A 19,910-nucleotide genomic window follows, 5' to 3' on the forward strand; every position below is an offset into this window, starting at 1 on the left:
CTCGTTCTTCTCGGTGGTGCGGCGCGAATGGTCGGGGTGACAGGATTTGAACCTGCGGCCTTCCGCTCCCAAAGCGGATGCGCTACCAAGCTGCGCTACACCCCGCGCTGACCTCGCGATCCTACGGCTCGGCGACGTCGGCCTACCAACGACCTCGCAGACCTAACAAAGCGGTCACAAGGCCGCGTCGATTAGAGTCGATTAGATTTGATGTTCGTCGCCAGATACAGTCACGCTCGACTAAATACATGCGGGCGTAGCTCAATGGTAGAGCCCTAGTCTTCCAAACTAGCTACGCGGGTTCGATTCCCGTCGCCCGCTCGGGGTAAGTAGTGCTCCACAGAAAGGCGCCATGAGCGACCTGGCATTGGACGTGGACATTCACGGCTCTTGCGCGTCCGACTTCGCCGGGGTACGCGGCGCCTTCAAACGCAATTTCGCCGAGCGTCTCGAGCACGGCGCGGCCGTCGCGGTCTGGGTCGACGGGGAGCTTGTCGTCAATCTCTGGGGCGGTTGGGCCGACGAGGCCGGCACTCGGCCCTGGCAGCAAGACACCTTGACCACGGTGTTGTCCGGCACCAAGGGCCTGTCGGCCACTTGCGTCCATCAGCTGGTCGACCGCGGTGAGCTGGACCTGCACGCGCCGATCGCCCGCCATTGGCCGGAGTTCGGCCAGGCCGGCAAGGAAGACATCACGCTGACGATGGTGATGGGCCACCGATCCGGCGTCATCGGGCCGCGCGCGCCGATGAGCTGGCAGCAGGTCACCGACTGGGACTACGCCTGCGAGCAAATCGCCGCCGCCGAGCCGTGGTGGCAGCCGGGCACCGCGCAGGGCTATCACATGACGACCTTCGGCTTCATCTGCGGCGAGGTGTTCCGCCGGGTCACCGGCCAAACGATCGGCCAGTACCTGCGCACCGAGATCGCCGGGCCACTGGGCGCCGACGTCCACATCGGGGTCTCCGACGCCGAGCAGCTGCGCTGCGCCGAGCGGGTGAACAAGCCGCACATGCGTGACCTGATCGCGCATGTGCCCAGCCATCCGACCAGCCTGGACGAGCATCCCAAGGCGGGGCTGGCGATCGCGATGGGCTGGGCGCCCGACGACGAGGTCAGCTCCTACGACCTCGATTTGTGGCGCCGGCTCGAATTCCCGGGCACCAACGGCCAGGTGTCGGCCCTGGGATTGGCCACGTTCTACAACGCGCTCGCCCAGGGCAAGCTGCTCAGCCGCGAGCACATGGATCTGATCCGGGAGTGCCAGGGCGGTACGGAGACCGACCTGGTGCTCGGCCCGCGGGTCGCCGACCACGGCTGGGGCCTGGGCTACATGCTCAACCAGCGTTGCGTCAACGGCCCCAACCCGCGCATCTTCGGCCACGGCGGGCTGGGCGGCTCGTTCGGGTTCGTCGACCTGGAGCACGGCATCGGCTACGCGTATGTGGCGAATCGCTTCGACGCCACCAAGGCCAACGCGGACCCGCGCAGCCTGGCGCTGTCCAACGAGGTCTACGCGGTGCTGGGCGTCGACGTCTGACCCCAGATAACCGCGCCCTGCCGAACGGTGTCGGCAGGGCGCGCTTGTGGATGTGGACTTGGGTCAGGGGTGCCATCCGGGAGGCGGCGGCGGACCGCCCGGACCCCCCGGACCTCCCGGCCCCTAAGGCCCGCCGGGCCCGCGGTCCCACGGGTTTCCGGGCGGGCCCGGCGGGCCTCCACGCCAGTCATGGCAGTTGTTCCAGTCCCAGTTGTTTCCCCAGCCCGGGTCCCAGAACTCCCCCGGGCACCATTGCGGGAAGGGGCCGGACTGCGCGGCAGCTTCGACGGCCCCACCCACCCCCCGCCACAGCCAACGCGGCTCCGGCGAAAATCGTTGCAGCTAAACGCGGTATCGGTTTCACAAGCGCAACTTCTACCTACGAAATCGCGTTCGAAAACTATAGACGCCAGCGTTTCTTCCTGTCAGTTTCCTGCCAATTCGAAGGGCGTCACTTCTGGCAGTTCGGGCACCAGAACACGTTGCGGCCCTCGAGCACTGCCGTGCGGATCGGCCCGCCGCACACCCGGCAGGCCTCGCCGGCGCGCCGGTACACGTAGGTGCGGGGCCGGTCGGGGGCATACGACGGCGGACCGTGGTCGTGTTCGGGACGCACCACGACGATCTTGCCGCCCCGCAAGCCGACCTTCATCAGCGCGGCCAGATCGGTCCAGGCGGCGTCGAATTCGGCCTCGCTGACCGCCCGACCGGGCCGGAACGGGTCGATGCGGTGGCGGAACAGCAACTCGCTGCAGTACACGTTGCCCACCCCGGCGATCACGCCTTGATCCATCAGTAATACACTAATAGGCCTGCGGGACTTAGTGATTCGATTCCACGCCCACGCCGGGTCGGCGTCGCTGCGCAACGGGTCGGGACCGAGTTTCGCGATGACGTCGCCGACCTGGGCCTCGTCGATCACCTCGCATACCGTGGGCCCGCGCAGGTCGGTCCCGTACTCGGCGCCCACCATCCGCATCCGCACCTGGCCGACCGGTTGCGGAAGCTCCTCGGCGCGTTCCCATTCGGTGAACGTTCTGTAGAGACCGAGATGCACATGCACGACCGGGCCGCGTAGTGGTGGAACAGATGCTTGCCCCAGGCGTTCGACGCGCGCAGCACGCGGCCGTCGACCGCGGCCGCAGTGAAGCGGCCCTGCGGGCTGGACACCGCGACGGGCGCACCCCCGAAGCGCCGCTTATGCAGCCGCGCCAAGCGGTGCAGGGTATGGCCTTCGGGCACCTTAAGCCCGCGCGCCGGGCACCGGCGGGGCCTGGTGAGTGCGCTCGTACTCGTCGAGGATGTCGATGCGCCGTTGGTGGCGTTCGGCTTTCGACCACGGGGTGGTGAGGAAGGCGTCGACGAACGTCAACGCCTCGGTCACGGTGTGCATCCGACCGCCGATCCCGATCAGCTGTGCGTTGTTGTGTTGGCGCGCCAGCGAGGCGGTCTCCACGCTCCACGCCAGCACACAGCGGGCACCCGGCACCTTGTTGGCCGCGATCTGCTCGCCGTTGCCCGATCCGCCGATCACGATGCCCAGGCTGTCAGGGTCGGCCACCGTGCGGGTCGCGGCGTCGATGCAAAACGCGGGGTAGTCGTCCTCGGCGTCATAGGTGAACGCACCGCAGTCGAACGGCTCGTGGCCGGTCTTGGTCAGGTGCTCGATGATCGCTTGCTTGAGCTCGAATCCGGCGTGGTCTGAACCCAGGTAGACGCGCATGCCCGACATACTTCCCTGCCGGATCCGAGCTCCGCAACGCGGGATGGACTAGTCGAATTCGGGCTTCTCGTGCCGGGTGCGCTTGAGCTCGAAGAAGTGCAGGTAGGCCGCGAAGGTCACCGAGGCGTCCCACAGCTTGCCGGCCTCCTCGCCGCGCGGGATCCGCGACAGCACCGGCCCGAAGAACGCCGCGTCGTTGACGTGGATGGTGGGCGTTCCCACGTCGTCCCCGACCGCGTCCATGCCGGCGTGGTGGCTCTTGCGCAGCGCCTCGTCGTAGGCGTCGCTGTCGGCGGCGGCGGCCAGCTCGGCGGGCAGACCGACCTCGTCCAGCGCCACCTTGATGACGTCTTCGAGCTCCTTGTTGCCCTTGTTGTGGATCTGGGTGCCCATCGCGGTGTACAGCGGGGCCAGCACCTCGGCGCCGTGCGCCTGCTCGGCGGCGATCGCCACCCGCACCGGTCCCCACGCGCGCTTCATGTTCTCGCGGTATTGCTCGGGCAGGTCTTCGCGGTTCTCGTTGAGCACCGCCAGGCTCATGACGTGGAAGTTCACCTCGATGTCGCGAACCTTTTCGACTTCGAGGATCCAGCGCGACGTGATCCATGCCCATGGGCACAGCGGGTCGAACCAGAAATCGGCCTTGTCTTTCGCGGGGGCCTTCTCGGACATTGCGCTGTCCTCTCCGGAAGAGATCGGGAACGGTTAGAACACCGACCAGCACAACCGTAGTCGCCGCGCGCGTGTTCCCGTTCCGCACCGTGAGCTTGCGACGCTACTAAGTTGGACGAGTGGCCCTTCCAAACCTGACCCGCGACCAGGCCGCCGAACTCGCGGCCTTGATAACCGTCGACAGCTACCAGATCAACCTCGACCTCACCGACGGAACCGGCGGGCCCGGCGCACGAACCTTCCGCTCCACCACCACCGTGGTGTTCGACGCGCTGGCCGGCGCCGACACCGTCATCGACCTGGCCGCCGAGACCGTCCGCAGCGCCACCCTCAACGGACGCGAGGTCGACGTCTCCGGATACGACGAGTCCACCGGCATCCCGTTGCGCGGCCTGGCCGACCGCAACGTCGTCGTCGACGCCGACTGCCGCTATTCCAACACCGGCGAGGGATTGCATCGCTTCGTCGAGCTGGTCGACAACGAGACCTACCTGTACTCGCAGTTCGAAACCGCCGACGCCAAGCGCATGTTCGCCTGCTTCGACCAACCCGATCTCAAGGCCACCTTCGACCTGCGGGTGGCAGCGCCGGCGCACTGGAAGGTGATTTCCAACGGCGCCACCACCTCGATCGACAACGGCGTGCACAGTTTTGCGATCACCCCGCGGATGAGCACCTACCTGGTGGCGCTGATCGCGGGCCCGTACGCGGAGTGGAAGGACAGCTACCACGACGAGCACGGCGAGATCCCGCTGGGCATCTACTGCCGGACCTCGCTGGCCCAACACATGGACGCCGAGCGGTTGTTCACCCAAACCAAGCAGGGTTTCGGCTTCTACCACAAGCACTTTGGCCTGCCTTATGCGTTCGGCAAATACGACCAGCTGTTCGTCCCCGAGTTCAACGCCGGCGCAATGGAAAACGCGGGCGCCGTGACCTTCCTCGAGGACTACGTCTTTCGTAGCAAGGTCACTAGGGCGTCCTACGAGCGGCGCGCCGAGACGGTGCTACATGAGATGGCGCACATGTGGTTCGGTGACCTGGTCACGATGACGTGGTGGGACGACGTGTGGCTGAACGAGTCGTTCGCGACGTTCGCGTCGGTGCTATGCCAAAGCGAGGCAACCGAATTCACGGAAGCCTGGACCACGTTCGCGACCGTCGAGAAATCGTGGGCGTACCGCCAGGACCAATTGCCGTCGACGCACCCCATCGCCGCCGACATCCCCGACCTGGCCGCCGTCGAGGTGAACTTCGACGGCATCACCTACGCCAAGGGCGCTTCGGTGCTCAAGCAGCTGGTCGCCTATGTCGGCCTGGAACACTTTCTGGCCGGGCTGCGCGATTACTTCCGCACGCACGCGTCCGGCAACGCCACCTTCGACGATCTGCTGTCGGCGCTGGAGCAGGCGTCGGGCCAGGATCTGTCGAATTGGGGCCAGCAGTGGCTGAAAACCACCGGGCTGAACACACTGCGCGCACAGTTCGACACCGACGCCGACGGCAAGTTCACCCGATTCGCGCTGACCCAGAGCGGCGCCGCACCGGGCGCGGGTGAGACCCGGGTGCACCGGCTGGCGGTCGGGATCTACGACGACGACGGCGCGGGCAAGCTGGTGCGGGTGCACCGGGAAGAACTCGACATCGACGGGCCGGAGACGGAAGTCCCTGGGCTGGTTGGCATTTCGTCGGGCAAGCTGGTTCTGGTCAACGACGACGACCTGACCTATTGTTCGCTGCGCCTGGACGACCAGTCGTTGCGGACCGCGCTGCAGCGCATCGCCGACATCGCCGAGCCCCTGCCCCGCTCGCTGGTGTGGTCGGCGGCGTGGGAGATGACCCGGGAGGCCGAACTGCGGGCGCGCGACTTCGTCGCCCTGGTCTCCGGCGGTGTGCAGGCCGAGACGGAAGTCGGTGTGGCACAACGGCTGCTGCTGCAGGCGCAGACCGCGCTGGGCGCCTACGCCGAGCCGGGGTGGGCCCGTGACCAAGGTTGGCCCCGGTTCGCCGATCGGGTGCTGGAGCTGGCCCGCGCCGCCGAACCGGGATCGGATCACCAGCTCGCATTCGTCAACACGCTGTGCTCGTTGGTGCTGTCCGACCGGCACATCGCTGCGCTGGCCGATCTGCTGGAACGCGACCCGTCCGAGTTGGGCCTGGCGGGCCTCGAGGTGGACACCGACCTGCGCTGGCGCATCGTGACCGCCCTGGCCACCGCCGGCGATATCGACGCCGACGGCACCGAGACGCCGTTCATCGACGCCGAGGTCCGGCGCGACCCGACGGCGACGGGCAAGCGCCACGTCGCCCAGGCCGCCGCGGCCCGTCCCCAGCTCGAGGTCAAGGAGCAGGCGTTCACCACCGTGGTCGAGGACGACACCCTGGCCAACACGTCGGCCCGCTCGATCATAGCGGGCTTCGGGGCGCCGGCCAGGCCGAGCTGCTCAAGCCGTTTACCGCGCGCTACTTCCAGGCGATCCCCGGCGTCTGGGCGAGGCGGTCCAGCTAGGTCGCGCAGACCGTGGTGATCGGGCTGTACCCGTCCTGGGACATCAGCGAGGAGGGCATCGCGGCCGCCGACGAATTCCTGTCCGCGCCGGAATCCGAAGTGCCGCCGGCCCTGCGCCGCCTGGTGCTGGAGGGCCAGGCCGGGGTGAAGCGGGCCCTGCGCGCCCGCGCCTTCGACGGTGCCTAGCTAGGCTGGCGAGATCCCGGCGCTGAGCACGCGGATCGCGCTCACCAGCCCGTCGACCAGGTGGCCCTGCTCGAACGCTGACGAGGCCGCGGCCACACCCAGCGGGGCAGCCGACTCGGCGCCACGGCCGCGGACCTCCGCGCCGTAGACCACCTCGATGACGGCCGCGTCGGGCGAGACGGCCAGCAGCACCGCGTTGTTCGGCGTCGGCACCTCGGCCAGAATCTCGCGGGCCCGGGCGGCGGTGTCGCTGCCCAGATCGCCGATGTAGATGGCGAACCGGGTCATCGACTGGCGAGAGCCGTATTTCAGGGCGTCGTCGATGGCGACGAGGTCCTTGATCGGGAACGGGTAGTGCACCGACAGCTCACCGGGCTCGGTGACGCCGGAAACCCGTCCGCTGGAGGTGATCGCAAAGCCCACCGGCAGTTCGGCCGGTGCTTTCGTCGCTACCTCACCATGTGCCACTGGCGCCACCTCCGACTGAGAACTCCGATGCGTGATATCCGTGTGGGTGGCCGACGAATTCGTCGGTGGCGGCCCACAGCACCGGCGGATGCGTCCACGGTTCGGACATCTGGTAGGTCGCGGGGTGCGGCCCCTTACGCGACCAGATCAGCGCCGCCAGCACGATCACCAGCAACGCCGGGATTCCAACCACCAACAGGTGAATCTCCATAGCGCTCACGACGGAAACCGTATCCCACCGACCGATCCGGCGGCGCGTCTGGACGCGAGATTGGCGGTCAGGCCGCGCCCTCGCCGAGGTACCGGGCCCAGGACGGATCCATTTCCTTGACCGTGGACAGCAGGCGCCAGTGCTGTCCGGTCGGTGGCAGCGGCGCGCGGCGCAGTGCCCATCCGAGTTCGGCGAGCAGCTTGTCGCCCTTGCGGTGATTGCAGGTCGAGCAGCAGGCCACGCAGTTCTCCCAGGAGTGGTCGCCGCCGCGGCTGCGGGGCACCACGTGGTCGACGGTGTCGGCCTTCGCGCCGCAGTAGGCGCAGCAGAAACGGTCGCGGTGCATCAGCGCGGCGCGGGTCATCGGGACCCGGGCCCGGTACGGCACCCGGACATAGGACCGCAGCTGGATCACCGACGGCACCACGATCGACTCGCTCGCCGAGTGGATGACGGGTCCGCCGGGGTCGGCGTGCACCACGTCGGCCTTGCCGCAGATCACCATCACGATCGCCCGCCGCATCGGCAGCGCGGTCAGTGGTTCGTAGGTGGAATTGAGCAGCAGCACCCGGCGGCGGCTCCAGATCGAGGCGCTCTCGTGCCGGTTGGGCGGATGAGTCTCGATGGCCGGGGTGGGGCGGTGAAAAACGCTATGCAGGGACGACGCGGTTGGGGGCCCGGTTAACCCTGCCGTGGCCCCTGAATTTCGGTGGCCGCGGCGTCTCTTGCCCTGCGCCATAGATCCTCCGCGGATAGTCCACCATGATTCGTCGCCAATCGCACGCCTAATTGCAGGTGCGCGCCGTGTCGAACCGGTGAACAGCAGGAACGCATCTGCGAATCTCGCGACCCGTTTGACTGCGCGGGCCGGCCGATGCACCACAATGGGGGTGATGGATCAGGAACAACAGTCCTTCTACGACGCCGTCGGCGGCGCCCAGACCTTCAAAACGATCGTGGCGCGCTTCTACGCCCAGGTCCCCGAGGACGAGATCCTGCGCGAGCTGTATCCCCTCGACGACCTGGCGGGCGCCGAGGAGCGGTTGCGGATGTTCCTCGAGCAGTACTGGGGCGGCCCGCGCACCTATTCAGACCAGCGCGGACACCCGCGGCTGCGGATGCGGCACGTCCCGTTCCGGATCACCCCGATCGAGCGCGACGCGTGGCTGCGGTGCATGCACACCGCCGTCGCGTCCATCGACGCACAGACTCTCGACGACGAGCATCGCCGAGAGTTGCTCAACTATCTGGAAATGGCTGCACACTCACTCGTCAATTCGCCCCTGTAGCTACCCCTCAACCGAACGGAGCAGGATGAGCCCCGACGCATGGTGGTCGAGCGCGGTTTTTTACCAGATCTATCCACGATCGTTCGCCGACAGCAACGGCGACGGGGTCGGCGACATCGACGGCATCGTCGCGCACCTGGACCACCTCGAGCGTCTGGGCGTCGATGCGATCTGGCTCAGCCCAGTCACCGTCTCACCGATGGCCGACCACGGCTACGACGTCGCCGATCCCCGTGACATCGACCCGCTGTTCGGCGGGATGCCCGCGATCGACCGGCTGATCGCCGTGGCACACGAGCGCAACATCAAGATCACCATGGACGTGGTGCCCAACCACACCAGCTCGCAGCACCCGTGGTTTGCCGCCGCGCTGGCCGCCGGCCCCGGCAGCGACGCCCGGAAACGCTACTACTTCCGCGACGGCAAGGGACCCCACGGCGAGCTGCCGCCGAACAACTGGACGTCGGTGTTCGGCGGGTCGGCCTGGGAGCGGGTGATCGAACCGGACGGCAACCCCGGCCAGTACTACCTGCACCTGTTCGATACCCACCAACCGGACCTGAACTGGGACAACCCCGAGGTGTTCGACGACTTCGCGACGTCGCTAAGGTTCTGGCTGGACCGCGGCGTGGACGGCTTCCGCATCGACGTGGCGCACGGCATGGCCAAACCGGCCGGCCTGCCCGACGCGAAGGAAACCGTCAAGGTGTTGTCGCATGCCGACGACGACCCACGTTTCAACAACCCGGCCGTGCACGACATCCACCGCAAGATCCGCAAGATCGTCGACGAGTATCCCGGCGCGGTGGCCATCGGCGAGGTGTGGGTGCTGGACAACATGCTGTGGGCCGAGTACCTGCGGCCCGACGAACTGCATCTGGGTTTCAACTTCCGGCTGACCAAGGTCGGCTTCGACGCCGCCCAGGTCCACGACGCGATCGAGAATTCGCTCGCGGCCACCAAGATCTATGGCTCCGTCCCGACCTGGACGCTGTCCAACCACGACATCGACCGTGAGGTCACCCGCTACGGTGGCGGCGAGATCGGCACGCGCCGAGCGCGGGCGATGTTGCTGGCGATGCTCGCCCTGCCGGGCACGGTGTTCATCTACAACGGCGAGGAGCTCGGGTTGCCCGACGTGTTGGACCTGCCCGAGGAGGTGCTGCAGGACCCGACCTGGGAACGCTCGGGCCACACCGAGCGGGGTCGCGACAAGGTCCGGGTGCCGCTGCCGTGGTCGGGCGATACTCCCCCGTTCGGGTTCTCCAGTTCGCCCGACACCTGGTTGCCGATGCCCGCAGATTGGGCTCCGCTGACCGTGGAGAAGCAGGACGCCGATCCCAACTCGACGTTGGCGTTTTTCCGCACCGCGCTCAAATTGCGCAGGGAGCGTGCCGAATTCGGCGGCGGCGCGCTCGAGTGGCTGACCGTAACGGACGACACGCTGGTGTTCCGGCGCGGCGCCGCGGGTCTGGTCTGCGCGTTGAACACCGGAAAGCGCCCGATGCCGCTGCCGGCCGGCGAACTCGTTTTGGCCAGCGCACCGTTGGTCGACGGTCAGTTGCCGGCCGACGCGGCCGCCTGGTTGGTCTAGCCTCCCACCCGCAGGCCGATTCGCGCCGCAGCCCGCCCTGGCCTATATGTGTTACATGGCAGCGTATGCGTGGGCAGTGATCGGAGCCGGCCCCGCCGGAATTGCCGCGGTGGGAAGGCTTTTAGATCAGGGCATCGCCGCAGAGAAGATCGCCTGGATCGATCCCGCTTTTGCGGCAGGCGATCTCGGCCAGAAGTGGCGCGCGGTGTCGAGCAACACGATTGCCGAGACCTTCCTGAACTTCCTGAATAGCTCTGCGGCGTTTCGGTTCTCGGAGGCACCACCGCTGCGACTGCACGATGTCGACCCGAACGACACGTGCGCCCTCGACCTGGTCGCCGACCCGTTGGTGTGGATCACCGCGCACTTGCGCGAGCGGGTACACGTTTTCCAAACGACAGCGACAGCGCTTTTCCTGGGCAATAGGCTATGGAGAATTGAAACCGACCGACAAGAAGTCGTCTCCGAAAATGTGATCCTCGCCGTCGGCGAGGTCCCCAAGAAGCTGGCTTACCCCGGCCTCGACGAGATTCCGGTGGAGGTCGCGTTGGATCCCGACCGGCTGACCGAGCGGTCGCTCGACGGCGCCACGGTGGCCGTCTTCGGCTCGTCGCACTCGTCGATGATCGTGCTGCCTAATCTGCTGCGCCACCCCATCAAGAGGGTGATCAACTTCTACCAGAGCCCAATGAAATACGCCGTGTATCTTGACGATTGGATCCTGTTCGACGACACCGGCCTCAAAGGCCGGGCGGCCGCGTGGGCGCGGGAAAACATCGACGGCGTGTACCCGGAGCGACTGGAGCGATGCTGGGTGTCCAGCCCGGAATTCGACAAGCTACTCGCCCAATGCGATCGCGCGGTCTACACCGTCGGTTTCGAGCGCAGAAAGCTGCCCGAGACACCGCAGTGGGGCGTGCTGGATTACAACCGGAGAAACGGAATCCTGGCCCCGGGGCTCTTCGGGCTGGGCATCGCCTTTCCGGAGTACGCAGAAGACCCATACGGATTCGGGCAGTACCGGGTGGGGCTCAAGAAATTCATGGATTACCTGAATGCCGTTCTGCCGCTGTGGCTGCTGTATCGGACCTGACGGTTCACAGCAACGTCATCGCGGCCTCGCCGCGCCGGCGGTAGACCGAACCGAAACGCGCGTCCAGACGCAACCAGGCCGGAAGGGTCCGGACCCGGATCATTTCGTTCGCGTCGATTGCATCCCTTGACTGCGGCAGGAAACCCATTGCGGCCAAAGCGAACACGCAACGCATCGGCAGTCCCACGCTGACGTCGGCCGAGCTGACCCGGATCACCTCCTGGTCGAGCAGCGACGCCGGCGGACCGTGCGAGCTGCTGTGCTCCTTGGCCAGCCGGGCGCCTTCTTGCGCCAGGTCCATCATCACCTGCGCCGACACGTCGTCGAGGTAGGTGAAGCCGGATTCCGGCGGTAGCGCACTGCGCCACGACGAGTCCATCGCGAAACACGGATCGACGTAGCCGGTGCCGTCCATCGCCGACAGCCCGCGCGCCAGCCCGTCGGCTGCGACGGTCATGCCCTCGGGCCGCAGCCGGCCCGCCACCACCCGGCTGGCCAGCACGTCGAAACCCGTTGCCATCCAGGCGGTTAGCAAACCCGAAGATCGAGCCCGCAACCGAACGACCGCGGCATCATCAAGTCGCATGGCGTGATCGACGAACGCGGCCAGGTCGGCGCGGTGGGCCTGCATCGATTCCGGGCCCAGCCACAATCCGCGATCGGCTAACGCAGCCAACGTTGCAAATACTCCCGATGCTGTGGTGAAAGTCGCACCAGCCGCTGCTCCTGGATGTGAACGGCGGCCAGCTGCGACTCGGCGATGACGGCCGGCTTGGACTCCGGATCGGCGCTGACCGACCGCACCTCGTAGCCCAGCGTGAAGTCTACGGTCCGCAGCTGCTTGGTCCAGATGGTCACCTGCAGAGGCGAATCCACCAACTTCAGCTGCGCCTTGTAGGTGACCCGTACGTCGGTGATCAGCAGCCCGATCTCCAAGATGTCGACCTCGAAGGCCGGCTTGAGGAAGGGAACCCGTGACTCTTCCAGCAGCGTGACCATCGTGGCGTGGTTGACGTGTTGATACATGTCGATGTCCGACCAGCGCACCGGCACCGACGCGACGTATCCGACGCTCACCCGGATGTCCCTCGCCCGCTGGTGCGGGTCATGCGACGGATCTGCCGGGCCGCCACCGACAGCGTCGCGAGGTCTTTGCCGCCGCTGGCATAGATTTCGGTGAGCGTGCGCCGCGCCCGCTCCACCCGGGACGCGCTGATGTGCTCCCACTCCGCGATCTTCTCTTCCCCACTTTCGTCCGGCTCCCCCACCGCCAGCACGTCCAGACACAGCGACCGCAGCGAGGCGTAGATGTCGTCGCGAATCGCCAAGCGCGCCAACGAATGCCAGCGGTCGTAGCGCGGCAACGCGGAGATCGCGGTGAGCAGGCCGTCGGTGCCCAGCCGGTCCATCAGCGCGAAGTACGTGTCCGCGACGTCGGCGGGATCGGTCTCGGTGATGTCGGCGATGTCGATGACGTCGAGCAGGCTGAAGCGGTACAGCCCGGCCGCCACCAGGTAGGACAGCTCTTCGGGCGCGCCTTCCGCGGCGAACGCCGCGGCTTCCTGTTCGACGATGGCCTTGTCGTCGCCGCGCAGCCATTCCGACATGCGCGGGGTCAGCGTTTTGACCTTGGCGGCGAACCTGTTGATCTCGGCGCCGACGGCCAGCGGCTGCGGACGATAGTTGAGCAGCCAGCGTCCGGCCCGGTAAATCAGCCGGCGGGTATCCAGGGTTATCCGGTCCGACACCGCGACCGGGATGTCAGCCGCGCGGATGCCGCGCCAAATCTGGTCGATACCGAAGATCGCGTCGGTGGCGACCCAGGTGCGCACCGCGTCGATGTGCCCGACGCCGACATCCTGGGTGAGCCGGTAGGCGTAGCTGATGCCGGCGGTGTCCACCATGTCGTTGATCAGCATCGTCGTGACGATCTCGCGGCGTAGCTGATGAGTACGGATCTCCGGGGCGAACCGTTCGCGCAACGGTGTCGGGAAATATTTGGGCAGCCGTGAGGCGAAGACGTCCTGCTCCGGCAGCTCGGTGGTCAGCATCTCCGCTTTGAGGAGCAGCTTGACGTGCGCCATCAGCGTGCACAGCTCGGGCGAGGTGAGCCCGAGACCGGCCTCGGTGCGCCGCGCGATCTCCTTCTCCGACGGCAGCGCTTCCAGTTCGCGGTCGACGCCGTTCTCCTCGAGGTACTTGATCTGCATGGCGTGCACCGGCAGCAGGCTTGCGGCGTTGGCGCGGCTGGTGCCGATCAGGTCGTTTTGGTCCTCGTTGTCGGCGAGCACCAGTGTGGCGACCTCGTCGGTCATCGATTCCAGCAGCGCGCTGCGCTCGTCGGCGTTCACCTTGCCAGCGGTGACCAGCGAGTCGATCAGGATCTTGATGTTGACCTCGTGGTCGGAGCAATCCACGCCGGCGGAGTTGTCCATCGCGTCGGTGTTGACCCGCCCGCCGGCCAGGTCGAACTCGACGCGACCCAGGGCGGTCACGCCCAGGTTGCCGCCCTCGCCGATCACCTTGGCGCGCAACTGATTTCCGTTGACCCGCACCGGGTCGTTGGCACGATCCCCCACGTCGGCGTCGGACTCGGACTCGGCTTTGACGTAGGTACCGATGCCGCCGTTGAACAGCAGGTCCACCGGCGCCAGCAGGATCGCCTTGATCAGGTTGGGCGGAGCCATCTCGGTGATCTCGCCGTCGATGCCCAGCGCTTGGCGCACCTGCGGGCTGATCGGGATCGCCTTCTGCTCGCGGCTGTACACCCCGCCACCCTCGCTGATCAACGACCTGTCGTAGTCCTCCCAGCTGGACCGCGGCAACTCGAACATCCGCCGGCGTTCCGGCCACGTCGCCGCCGCGTCGGGGTTGGGGTCCAAGAAGATGTGCCGGTGGTCGAACGCGGCGATCAGCCTGATGTGCTTGCTCAGCAGCATGCCGTTGCCGAACACGTCGCCGCTCATGTCGCCGATGCCGACGACCGTGAAGTCCTCGGTTTGGGTGTCGACACCCATCTCGCGGAAGTGTCGCTTGACGGCTTCCCAGGCACCCTTGGCGGTGATGCCCATCGCCTTGTGGTCGTAGCCGACCGAGCCGCCGGACGCGAATGCGTCGCCCAGCCAGAAGCCGTAAGAGTGGGCGACATCGTTGGCGATGTCGGAGAAGGTGGCGGTGCCCTTGTCCGCGGCGACCACCAGATAGGCGTCGTCGCCGTCGCGACGGATCACCTGCGGCGGCGGGCTGACCTTGCCGGTGGAGTGGTCGACGTTGTCGGTGACGTCGAGCAATCCGGAGATGAAGAGCTGATAGCAGGCGACGCCCTCGGCGCGGGTCGCGTCGCGGTCGGCCGCGGCATCGCCGGTGGGCAGCGGCGGTCGCTTGAGGACGAATCCACCCTTGGCCCCGACCGGCACGATGACGGCGTTCTTGACCGCCTGCGCCTTGACCAGGCCCAGGATCTCGGTGCGGAAGTCGTCGCGCCGGTCCGACCAGCGCAACCCGCCGCGCGCCACCGGGCCGAACCGCAGGTGCACACCCTCGACGCGTGGTGAGTAGACGAAGATCTCGTACTTGGGCCGCGGCAGCGGAAGCTCGTCGACCAGTTGGGCATCCAGCTTGATCGCCAGCACATTGCGAGCCCGCGCAGAACCTTCGCGTGTCACAAAGTAATTCGTGCGCAGTGTCGCCTGCACCAGCGACGCGAAGGCACGCAGTATGCGGTCGGTGTCCAGACTGACCAACGCGTCGATGTCCGCGGCGACCGCGGCGGCGGCCGTCTGCGCGTCGCGACTGGTCGCCGAACCCGCGGTGTTGGGATCGAAAAGCGCTTCGAACAGCCGCACCAGCGATCGCGCGGTCGACGGGTGCTCGTTGAGCACCGATTCGATGTAGGCCTGGCTGTAGGGAAAGTTGGCCTGCCGCAAGTACTTTGCGTAGGCACGCAGCAGCACGACCTGCTGCCAGCTCAGCCCGGCGCGCGTCACCAGCTCGTTGAACCGGTCGACCTCGACGCGGCCGTGCCAAATCGCGGTGACCGCATCGGCGAAGCGTTCCGCCGTCGCGTCGCGGTCGGCCTGCGTCTGCGCCAGCTGGATGGTCGGGTGCGGCGAGATGCGGAACTGGTAGATCCACACCGGCAACCCGTCCGGCCGGACGACCGTGAACGGACGCTCCTCGAGCACCACCACACCCATGCTCTGCAGCATCGGCAGCAGCTGGCTCAGCGAGGCGCTGTGCCCGCCCAGGAACCAGGTCAGTTGCGCAGTTTCCTCGCCACGATCGGTGAATACCAGCTTGACCGAATCGTCGGTCAGCTCCTTGATGATCTTGATGTGGCCGATCGCGTCCTCGGGCGTCAGCGCCGACTTGTAGGCCTCGGTGAAAGCGCTGGCGTAGTGCTCGGCGTCGGCGTGCGAGATCGCTCCGGTGGGTGCGGCGGCGACGAGGCGGTCCGACCAGGTGCGCGCGGCCTCGCTGATCAACGCCTGGATGCGCATCCGGTTCTTCTCCGAGACGTCGACCGGGCCCGCATCTTCGGGCAGTCTCACCATGAAATGCATTAGCGCCCAGGGTGATTCACTGACGCGGGCGGTGAATTCCAGTCGCGTCCCGCCGAATTCGCGAACCAGGATGCCCTCGATCTGCAGCCGCACCGCCGTGGTGTAGCGATCGCGAGGCACATACACCAGGCAGGAGACGAAGTAGCGCAGCCGGTCGTCGCGCACGAACAACAACGCGCGCCGTTGGGATCCCAGATCCACCACGGCTTTGGCGATGGTAAAGAGCCGTTCGCCGCTGAGGGTGAACAGCTCCGAGCGCGGGATGGTCTGGATCACGTCGAGGATCAACTGAGCCGGGTGGACGGGGTCGCTGTCGGCCATCCTTAGTGCCTCGCGGACCCGCCGCGATATCGACGGGATCTCCAAGACGTCGGCGTTCATCGCGGCGACGGTGAACAATCCGACAAAGCGGTGCTCGATCACGCCGCCCTCGACGTATTCGCGCACCCCGATGGCGTAGGGGTAGGCCCCGTAGCGCAGGTAGCTGCCGACGGTGGCCTGGGCCAGGACCAGAAGTTTGTCGTCGTCCGTCAGTCGTGGGCGCGAACCGGTGCGACTGCGCAGCACGCCGAGATCGCTTGTCCCGTCGCCGGAGACGAGGCCGTCGTGCACCCGGCACCGCTGGTAGCCCAGCAACAAGAAGTTGCCTTCACCCAGCCAACGCAGCAGCGCAGCGACATCTTCGCGATCGGCCGCGGTGAAGCGCCCCCCGATGTTGTTCTGGACGTCTGCGGCCAGGTTGCTCAGCGCGGCGATGATCGCCGACGCGTCCGCGGCCACCTGTTGGACGTCGCTGAGGACCTTCGGCAACACCCGTTCGACCTCGGCGAGCGCCTTGGTGTCGACCGACGGCACGAACTGGATGTGGATCCACGCCTCGCCGACGTATTGCGGTGTGCCGGGCGCTTTGGGTTCGATGCTGAGCAGGTCGCCCGACGGGCTGCGCTGGACGTCGAACACCGGGGTCATCAGCGCGGAGTATGAGACGCCGAGTCGGTGCAGCAGCACCGTGACGGAGTCCATCAGCATGCCGCCATGGTCGGTGACGACCTGCAGCGCGGGCCCGAAACCCGCGGGATCCTCGGGCGGGTAGACCGCGACGCAGCTTTCGCCGGGCATCCGGTGTTGGCCGAGCCGGTAATGGGCACTCAGCAACGCCGGGGTGAGGATCGCGGCCGGAATGTTGAGGTCGATGGCGCCGGGTTCGAGGGTTCCGGGTTCTTTGTCGTGGGGGCCGCGATAGGTCTCGATGTAGGCCTTACAGATCCAGGCGGGAACGTCCGACATCGAGGAGAACGCGGTCCACGGCGTAGTTTCCTGCTTCGGTCCGGACCCGATCGTCATGCCGTTAGCTCCCTACTCAGGACGGATGGCACTACGCCCAGTCACCCCACTTCTCGGCGACCGAACCGGGCGCGTCGCTGCGGGCTGCTGGCAAAGGTGACACTAGTCCCGCGTCAGCTTGCGGTACGTCACCCGGTGCGGCCTGGCGGCCTCGACTCCAAGTCGTTCCACCTTGTTTTCCTCGTATGCACCGAAGTTGCCTTCGAACCAGAACCACTTGGCCTCGTTGTCGTCGTCACCCTCCCAGGCCAGGATGTGTGTGCAGGTGCGGTCGAGGAACCAGCAGTCGTGCGAAATGACCACCGCACATCCGGGGAATTGTTCGAGGGCGTTCTCCAGCGAACCCAAGGTTTCAACGTCGAGGTCGTTGGTCGGCTCGTCGAGCAGGATCAGGTTGCCGCCCTGCTTGAGCGTCAGCGCGAGGTTGAGCCGGTTGCGCTCGCCACCGGACAACACACCGGCCGGCTTCTGCTGATCGGGCCCCTTGAATCCGAACGCCGACACGTACGCCCGCGACGGCATCTCGCTCTGGCCGACGACGATGTGGTCCAGCCCGTCGGAGACGACCTCCCACACGGTCTTCTTCGGATCGATGCCCGCACGGGTCTGGTCGACGTAGCTCAGCTTGACGGTTTCGCCGACCTTGACGGTGCCGCTGTCCGGCTGCTCGAGACCGACGATGGTTTTGAACAGCGTGGTCTTGCCGACGCCGTTGGGACCGATCACGCCGACAATTCCGTTGCGGGGCAACGTGAACGACAGATCCTTGATCAGAGTGCGCCCGTCGTAGCCCTTGTCCAGGTGGTCGACCTCGACCACCACGTTGCCCAGCCGCGGACCGACGGGGATCTGGATCTCCTCGAAATCGAGCTTGCGGGTCTTCTCCGCCTCGGCGGCCATTTCTTCGTAGCGCTGCAGCCGGGCCTTGTTCTTGGCCTGGCGCGCCTTGGCACCGGAGCGCACCCAGGCCAGTTCCTCCTGGAGCCGCTTGTGCAGCTTGGCGTCCTTGTGGCCCTGGACCGCGATCCGCTCGGCCTTCTTCTCCAGGTAGGTCGAGTAGTTGCCCTCGTAGGGGTAGGTGCGGCCGCGGTCGAGTTCCAGGATCCATTCGGCGACGTTGTCCAGGAAGTAGCGGTCGTGGGTGACGGCCAGGATCGCGCCCGCGTAGCTGGCCAGGTGCTGCTCGAGCCACTGCACACTCTCGGCGTCCAGGTGGTTGGTCGGCTCGTCGAGCAGCAGCAGGTCGGGCTTGGACAGCAGCAGCTTGCACAGCGCCACCCGGCGGCGCTCACCGCCGGAGAGGTTGGTCACCGGCTCGTCGGGCGGCGGGCAGCGCAGCGCATCCATCGCCTGCTCCAGCTGTGAGTCGAGGTCCCACGCGTCGGCATGGTCCAGCTCCTCTTGCAGCCGGCCCATCTCCTCCATGAGTTCGTCGGAGTAGTCGGTGGCCATCAGCTCGGCGACCTCGTTGAAGCGGTCGAGCTTGACCTTGATCTCGCCCAATCCCTCTTCGACGTTGCCGCGAACGGTTTTCTCCTCGTTCAGCGGCGGCTCCTGCAGCAGGATGCCGACCGTGGCGTCGTTGGCCAGGAACGCATCGCCGTTATTCGGCTTGTCCAGACCGGCCATGATCCGCAAGACGCTCGACTTGCCGGCGCCGTTGGGGCCGACGACACCGATCTTGGCACCCGGGAAGAAGCTCAACGTGACGTCGTCCAGGATCACCTTGTCGCCGTGCGCCTTGCGGACCTTCTTCATCGTGTAGATGAACTCAGCCATGCCGCGGTTTTGCCTTTCTGGTCTTCGAGAAGATCTCGCGAACCATCCTAGGCATCACCCGACGGCGGTAACCCGACGCCGTCAGCTAGGCAGACAGAGACAGCGGGCTGGGGTCCTCGGGACCGTCACCGGATTCGGCCGAGTCGTCCTCGGCGACCGGTTCGGGTGCGGTGTCGGCGACCGCGCCGGACGGTTCCACGTCGGGGCCGGTGTAGCCGGGCTTTTCGATCCGCACGTCGCGCGTGAAACATCGGGCCCGACGGACGTCGCGCGCATCTCCAGCGACGAACGCCGATTGCCGTCACGGTCCTCGTACTCGCTGGTGTAGACGAAGCCGACCACGATCACCGGGGCGCCCTTGCCGAGCGCGGCCCCGACGCCGGTGACTAATTTGCCCCAGCAATTGACGTTGATGAACAGCGAGTTCCCCGGCTCCCAACCGCCGTCCGCTGTCCGGCGGCGCGAATTGCTGGCTACCCGAAACTTCATTACCTCCTGGCTTCCGACCTGCCGGCGCTCGGGATTGTTGACGATGTGGCCGACGACGGTAACCGGTGTTTCGAACATGACATGGTTCCTTTCGTATTGCGTGTGACTGCTGCCCATTGAGCGCGGGCGCACCGACGAGTCACCGGTGATCCGGTCCGATGGCCGTCGGGCGCGTTTGTGGATGAATTCGTGGCTGTGGATAAGGCGCGTCTGGGCGCTCGGGGGTTAGGGGTTTGGGGCCGTGGTTTGTCGTGGCCGGTTGTGAGGATGGGGTTATGTCTTCGATCGCTTCGTCTTCGGCGGTGGTGGTGAGCCCGAAGGAGCGGTTGGAGGTGTTGTTTGGTGAGTTGGCGGAGTTGGCTGGTCAGCGCAATGCCATTGATGCCCGCATGGTGGCGATCACCGCCGAGATTGACCGTGATGGGTTGTGCGGGATGACCGGTGCGCGGTC

At 66.6% G+C, this 19,910-nt stretch carries 14 protein-coding genes, 2 tRNA genes and 4 pseudogenes; 7 read left to right on the forward strand and 13 right to left on the reverse strand.

All coding sequences use genetic code 11. The annotated features are described in order from the left end of the window. Window positions 1-28 precede the first annotated feature (28 nt). Window positions 29-105, reverse strand: a tRNA-Pro gene (locus T428_RS0115895). Between the two features lie 145 nt (window positions 106-250). Between T428_RS0115895 and T428_RS0115900 the strand changes: the two genes are divergently transcribed. Together T428_RS0115900 and T428_RS0115905 are read left to right on the forward strand one after the other, a co-directional pair. Beyond that, a tRNA-Gly gene (locus T428_RS0115900) sits at window positions 251-321 on the forward strand. Window positions 322-352: 31 nt separating this feature from the next. Further along, window positions 353-1,540, forward strand: a complete 1,188-nt coding sequence (locus tag T428_RS0115905; protein WP_025737259.1) for a serine hydrolase domain-containing protein — start codon at window positions 353-355, stop codon at window positions 1,538-1,540. Window positions 1,541-1,663: 123 nt separating this feature from the next. Here T428_RS0115905 and T428_RS36290 read toward each other — a convergent pair whose 3' ends face one another. From T428_RS36290 to T428_RS0115920, 4 genes and pseudogenes are all read right to left on the reverse strand, one after another. After that, window positions 1,664-1,840, reverse strand: coding sequence for an Mtp family mycobacterial-type pilin (locus T428_RS36290; protein WP_483819036.1), 177 nt, complete (start codon window positions 1,838-1,840; stop codon window positions 1,664-1,666). Window positions 1,841-1,991: 151 nt separating this feature from the next. After that, window positions 1,992-2,782: pseudogene (locus tag T428_RS28635) on the reverse strand (Fpg/Nei family DNA glycosylase). 1 nt (window position 2,783) lies between these two features. Further along, a complete protein-coding gene (locus T428_RS0115915) occupies window positions 2,784-3,263 on the reverse strand; it encodes a ribose-5-phosphate isomerase (protein WP_036468195.1) in 480 nt (159 codons plus the stop codon). Window positions 3,264-3,311: 48 nt separating this feature from the next. Continuing rightward, window positions 3,312-3,935 (reverse strand): DsbA family protein, encoded by a 624-nt coding sequence (locus tag T428_RS0115920; protein ID WP_025737261.1) that lies wholly within the window; start codon window positions 3,933-3,935, stop codon window positions 3,312-3,314. 119 nt (window positions 3,936-4,054) lie between these two features. Between T428_RS0115920 and pepN the strand changes: the two are divergent. After that, a pseudogene (gene pepN / locus T428_RS28640) lies at window positions 4,055-6,630 on the forward strand (aminopeptidase N). On the opposite strand, the gene T428_RS0115930 reads toward pepN, so the two are convergent. From T428_RS0115930 to T428_RS0115940, 3 genes are all read right to left on the reverse strand, one after another. After that, window positions 6,631-7,098 (reverse strand): DUF5130 domain-containing protein, encoded by a 468-nt coding sequence (locus T428_RS0115930; protein WP_025737262.1) that lies wholly within the window; start codon window positions 7,096-7,098, stop codon window positions 6,631-6,633. Beyond that, a complete protein-coding gene (gene ctaJ / locus T428_RS0115935; RefSeq protein ID WP_025737263.1) occupies window positions 7,085-7,309 on the reverse strand; it encodes an aa3-type cytochrome oxidase subunit CtaJ in 225 nt (74 codons plus the stop codon). The genes T428_RS0115930 and ctaJ overlap by 14 nt, the downstream gene beginning before the upstream one ends. A 67-nt stretch (window positions 7,310-7,376) precedes the next feature. Beyond that, window positions 7,377-8,048, reverse strand: a complete 672-nt coding sequence (locus tag T428_RS0115940) for an HNH endonuclease (protein ID WP_025737264.1) — start codon at window positions 8,046-8,048, stop codon at window positions 7,377-7,379. 154 nt (window positions 8,049-8,202) lie between these two features. On the opposite strand from T428_RS0115940, the gene T428_RS0115945 reads away from it, so the two are divergent. The 3 genes from T428_RS0115945 (at window position 8,203) to T428_RS0115955 (ending at window position 11,285) form a co-directional block, all read left to right on the forward strand. Next, complete coding sequence (locus T428_RS0115945) at window positions 8,203-8,598, forward strand: globin (RefSeq protein WP_025737265.1); 396 nt, start codon at window positions 8,203-8,205, stop codon at window positions 8,596-8,598. Window positions 8,599-8,623: 25 nt separating this feature from the next. After that, entirely contained in the window at window positions 8,624-10,192 is a 1,569-nt protein-coding gene (locus T428_RS0115950; RefSeq protein ID WP_025737266.1) for a glycoside hydrolase family 13 protein, read from the forward strand. Window positions 10,193-10,268: 76 nt separating this feature from the next. Then, on the forward strand, window positions 10,269-11,285 hold the full coding sequence (locus T428_RS0115955) for an NAD(P)/FAD-dependent oxidoreductase (protein WP_025737267.1): 1,017 nt from the start codon (window positions 10,269-10,271) through the stop codon (window positions 11,283-11,285). A 4-nt stretch (window positions 11,286-11,289) separates the two neighbouring features. Here T428_RS0115955 and T428_RS0115960 read toward each other — a convergent pair whose 3' ends face one another. From T428_RS0115960 to T428_RS32140, 5 genes and pseudogenes are all read right to left on the reverse strand, one after another. Then, window positions 11,290-11,916 (reverse strand): DUF8185 domain-containing protein, encoded by a 627-nt coding sequence (locus T428_RS0115960; protein ID WP_051465259.1) that lies wholly within the window; start codon window positions 11,914-11,916, stop codon window positions 11,290-11,292. Between the two features lie 32 nt (window positions 11,917-11,948). Then, window positions 11,949-12,362 (reverse strand): acyl-CoA thioesterase, encoded by a 414-nt coding sequence (locus tag T428_RS0115965; protein ID WP_025737269.1) that lies wholly within the window; start codon window positions 12,360-12,362, stop codon window positions 11,949-11,951. Further along, window positions 12,359-17,191 carry an NAD-glutamate dehydrogenase gene (locus tag T428_RS0115970; RefSeq protein ID WP_025737270.1) on the reverse strand — a complete coding sequence of 1,611 codons (4,833 nt, stop codon included), beginning with the start codon at window positions 17,189-17,191 and terminating at the stop codon, window positions 12,359-12,361. Before T428_RS0115970 ends, T428_RS0115965 begins: the two co-directional genes overlap by 4 nt. A 102-nt stretch (window positions 17,192-17,293) precedes the next feature. Further along, entirely contained in the window at window positions 17,294-18,970 is a 1,677-nt protein-coding gene (gene ettA / locus T428_RS0115975; protein ID WP_025737271.1) for an energy-dependent translational throttle protein EttA, read from the reverse strand. A gap of 85 nt (window positions 18,971-19,055) precedes the next feature. Next, window positions 19,056-19,537: pseudogene (locus T428_RS32140) on the reverse strand (single-stranded DNA-binding protein). Window positions 19,538-19,734: 197 nt separating this feature from the next. Here T428_RS32140 and T428_RS34720 point away from each other — a divergent pair. Continuing rightward, window positions 19,735-19,910, forward strand: a pseudogene (locus T428_RS34720) (hypothetical protein); the annotation flags it as partial.

Source organism: Mycobacterium genavense ATCC 51234 (assembly GCF_000526915.1).
Lineage (GTDB): Bacteria > Actinomycetota > Actinomycetes > Mycobacteriales > Mycobacteriaceae > Mycobacterium > Mycobacterium genavense.

What these genes read in the sequence shown, in the direction of transcription:
- T428_RS0115920 (WP_025737261.1), bottom strand. Translation starts at nt 3,935, where the DNA reads ATGTCCGAGAAGGCCCCCGCGAAAGACAAGGCCGATTTCTGGTTCGAC.
- ettA (WP_025737271.1), bottom strand. Translation starts at nt 18,970, where the DNA reads ATGGCTGAGTTCATCTACACGATGAAGAAGGTCCGCAAGGCGCACGGC.
- T428_RS0115950 (WP_025737266.1), top strand. Translation starts at nt 8,624, where the DNA reads ATGAGCCCCGACGCATGGTGGTCGAGCGCGGTTTTTTACCAGATCTAT.
- T428_RS0115945 (WP_025737265.1), top strand. Translation starts at nt 8,203, where the DNA reads ATGGATCAGGAACAACAGTCCTTCTACGACGCCGTCGGCGGCGCCCAG.
- T428_RS0115940 (WP_025737264.1), bottom strand. Translation starts at nt 8,048, where the DNA reads ATGGCGCAGGGCAAGAGACGCCGCGGCCACCGAAATTCAGGGGCCACG.
- T428_RS0115915 (WP_036468195.1), bottom strand. Translation starts at nt 3,263, where the DNA reads ATGCGCGTCTACCTGGGTTCAGACCACGCCGGATTCGAGCTCAAGCAA.
- T428_RS0115960 (WP_051465259.1), bottom strand. Translation starts at nt 11,916, where the DNA reads ATGCAGGCCCACCGCGCCGACCTGGCCGCGTTCGTCGATCACGCCATG.
- ctaJ (WP_025737263.1), bottom strand. Translation starts at nt 7,309, where the DNA reads ATGGAGATTCACCTGTTGGTGGTTGGAATCCCGGCGTTGCTGGTGATC.
- T428_RS0115970 (WP_025737270.1), bottom strand. Translation starts at nt 17,191, where the DNA reads ATGACGATCGGGTCCGGACCGAAGCAGGAAACTACGCCGTGGACCGCG.
- T428_RS0115905 (WP_025737259.1), top strand. Translation starts at nt 353, where the DNA reads ATGAGCGACCTGGCATTGGACGTGGACATTCACGGCTCTTGCGCGTCC.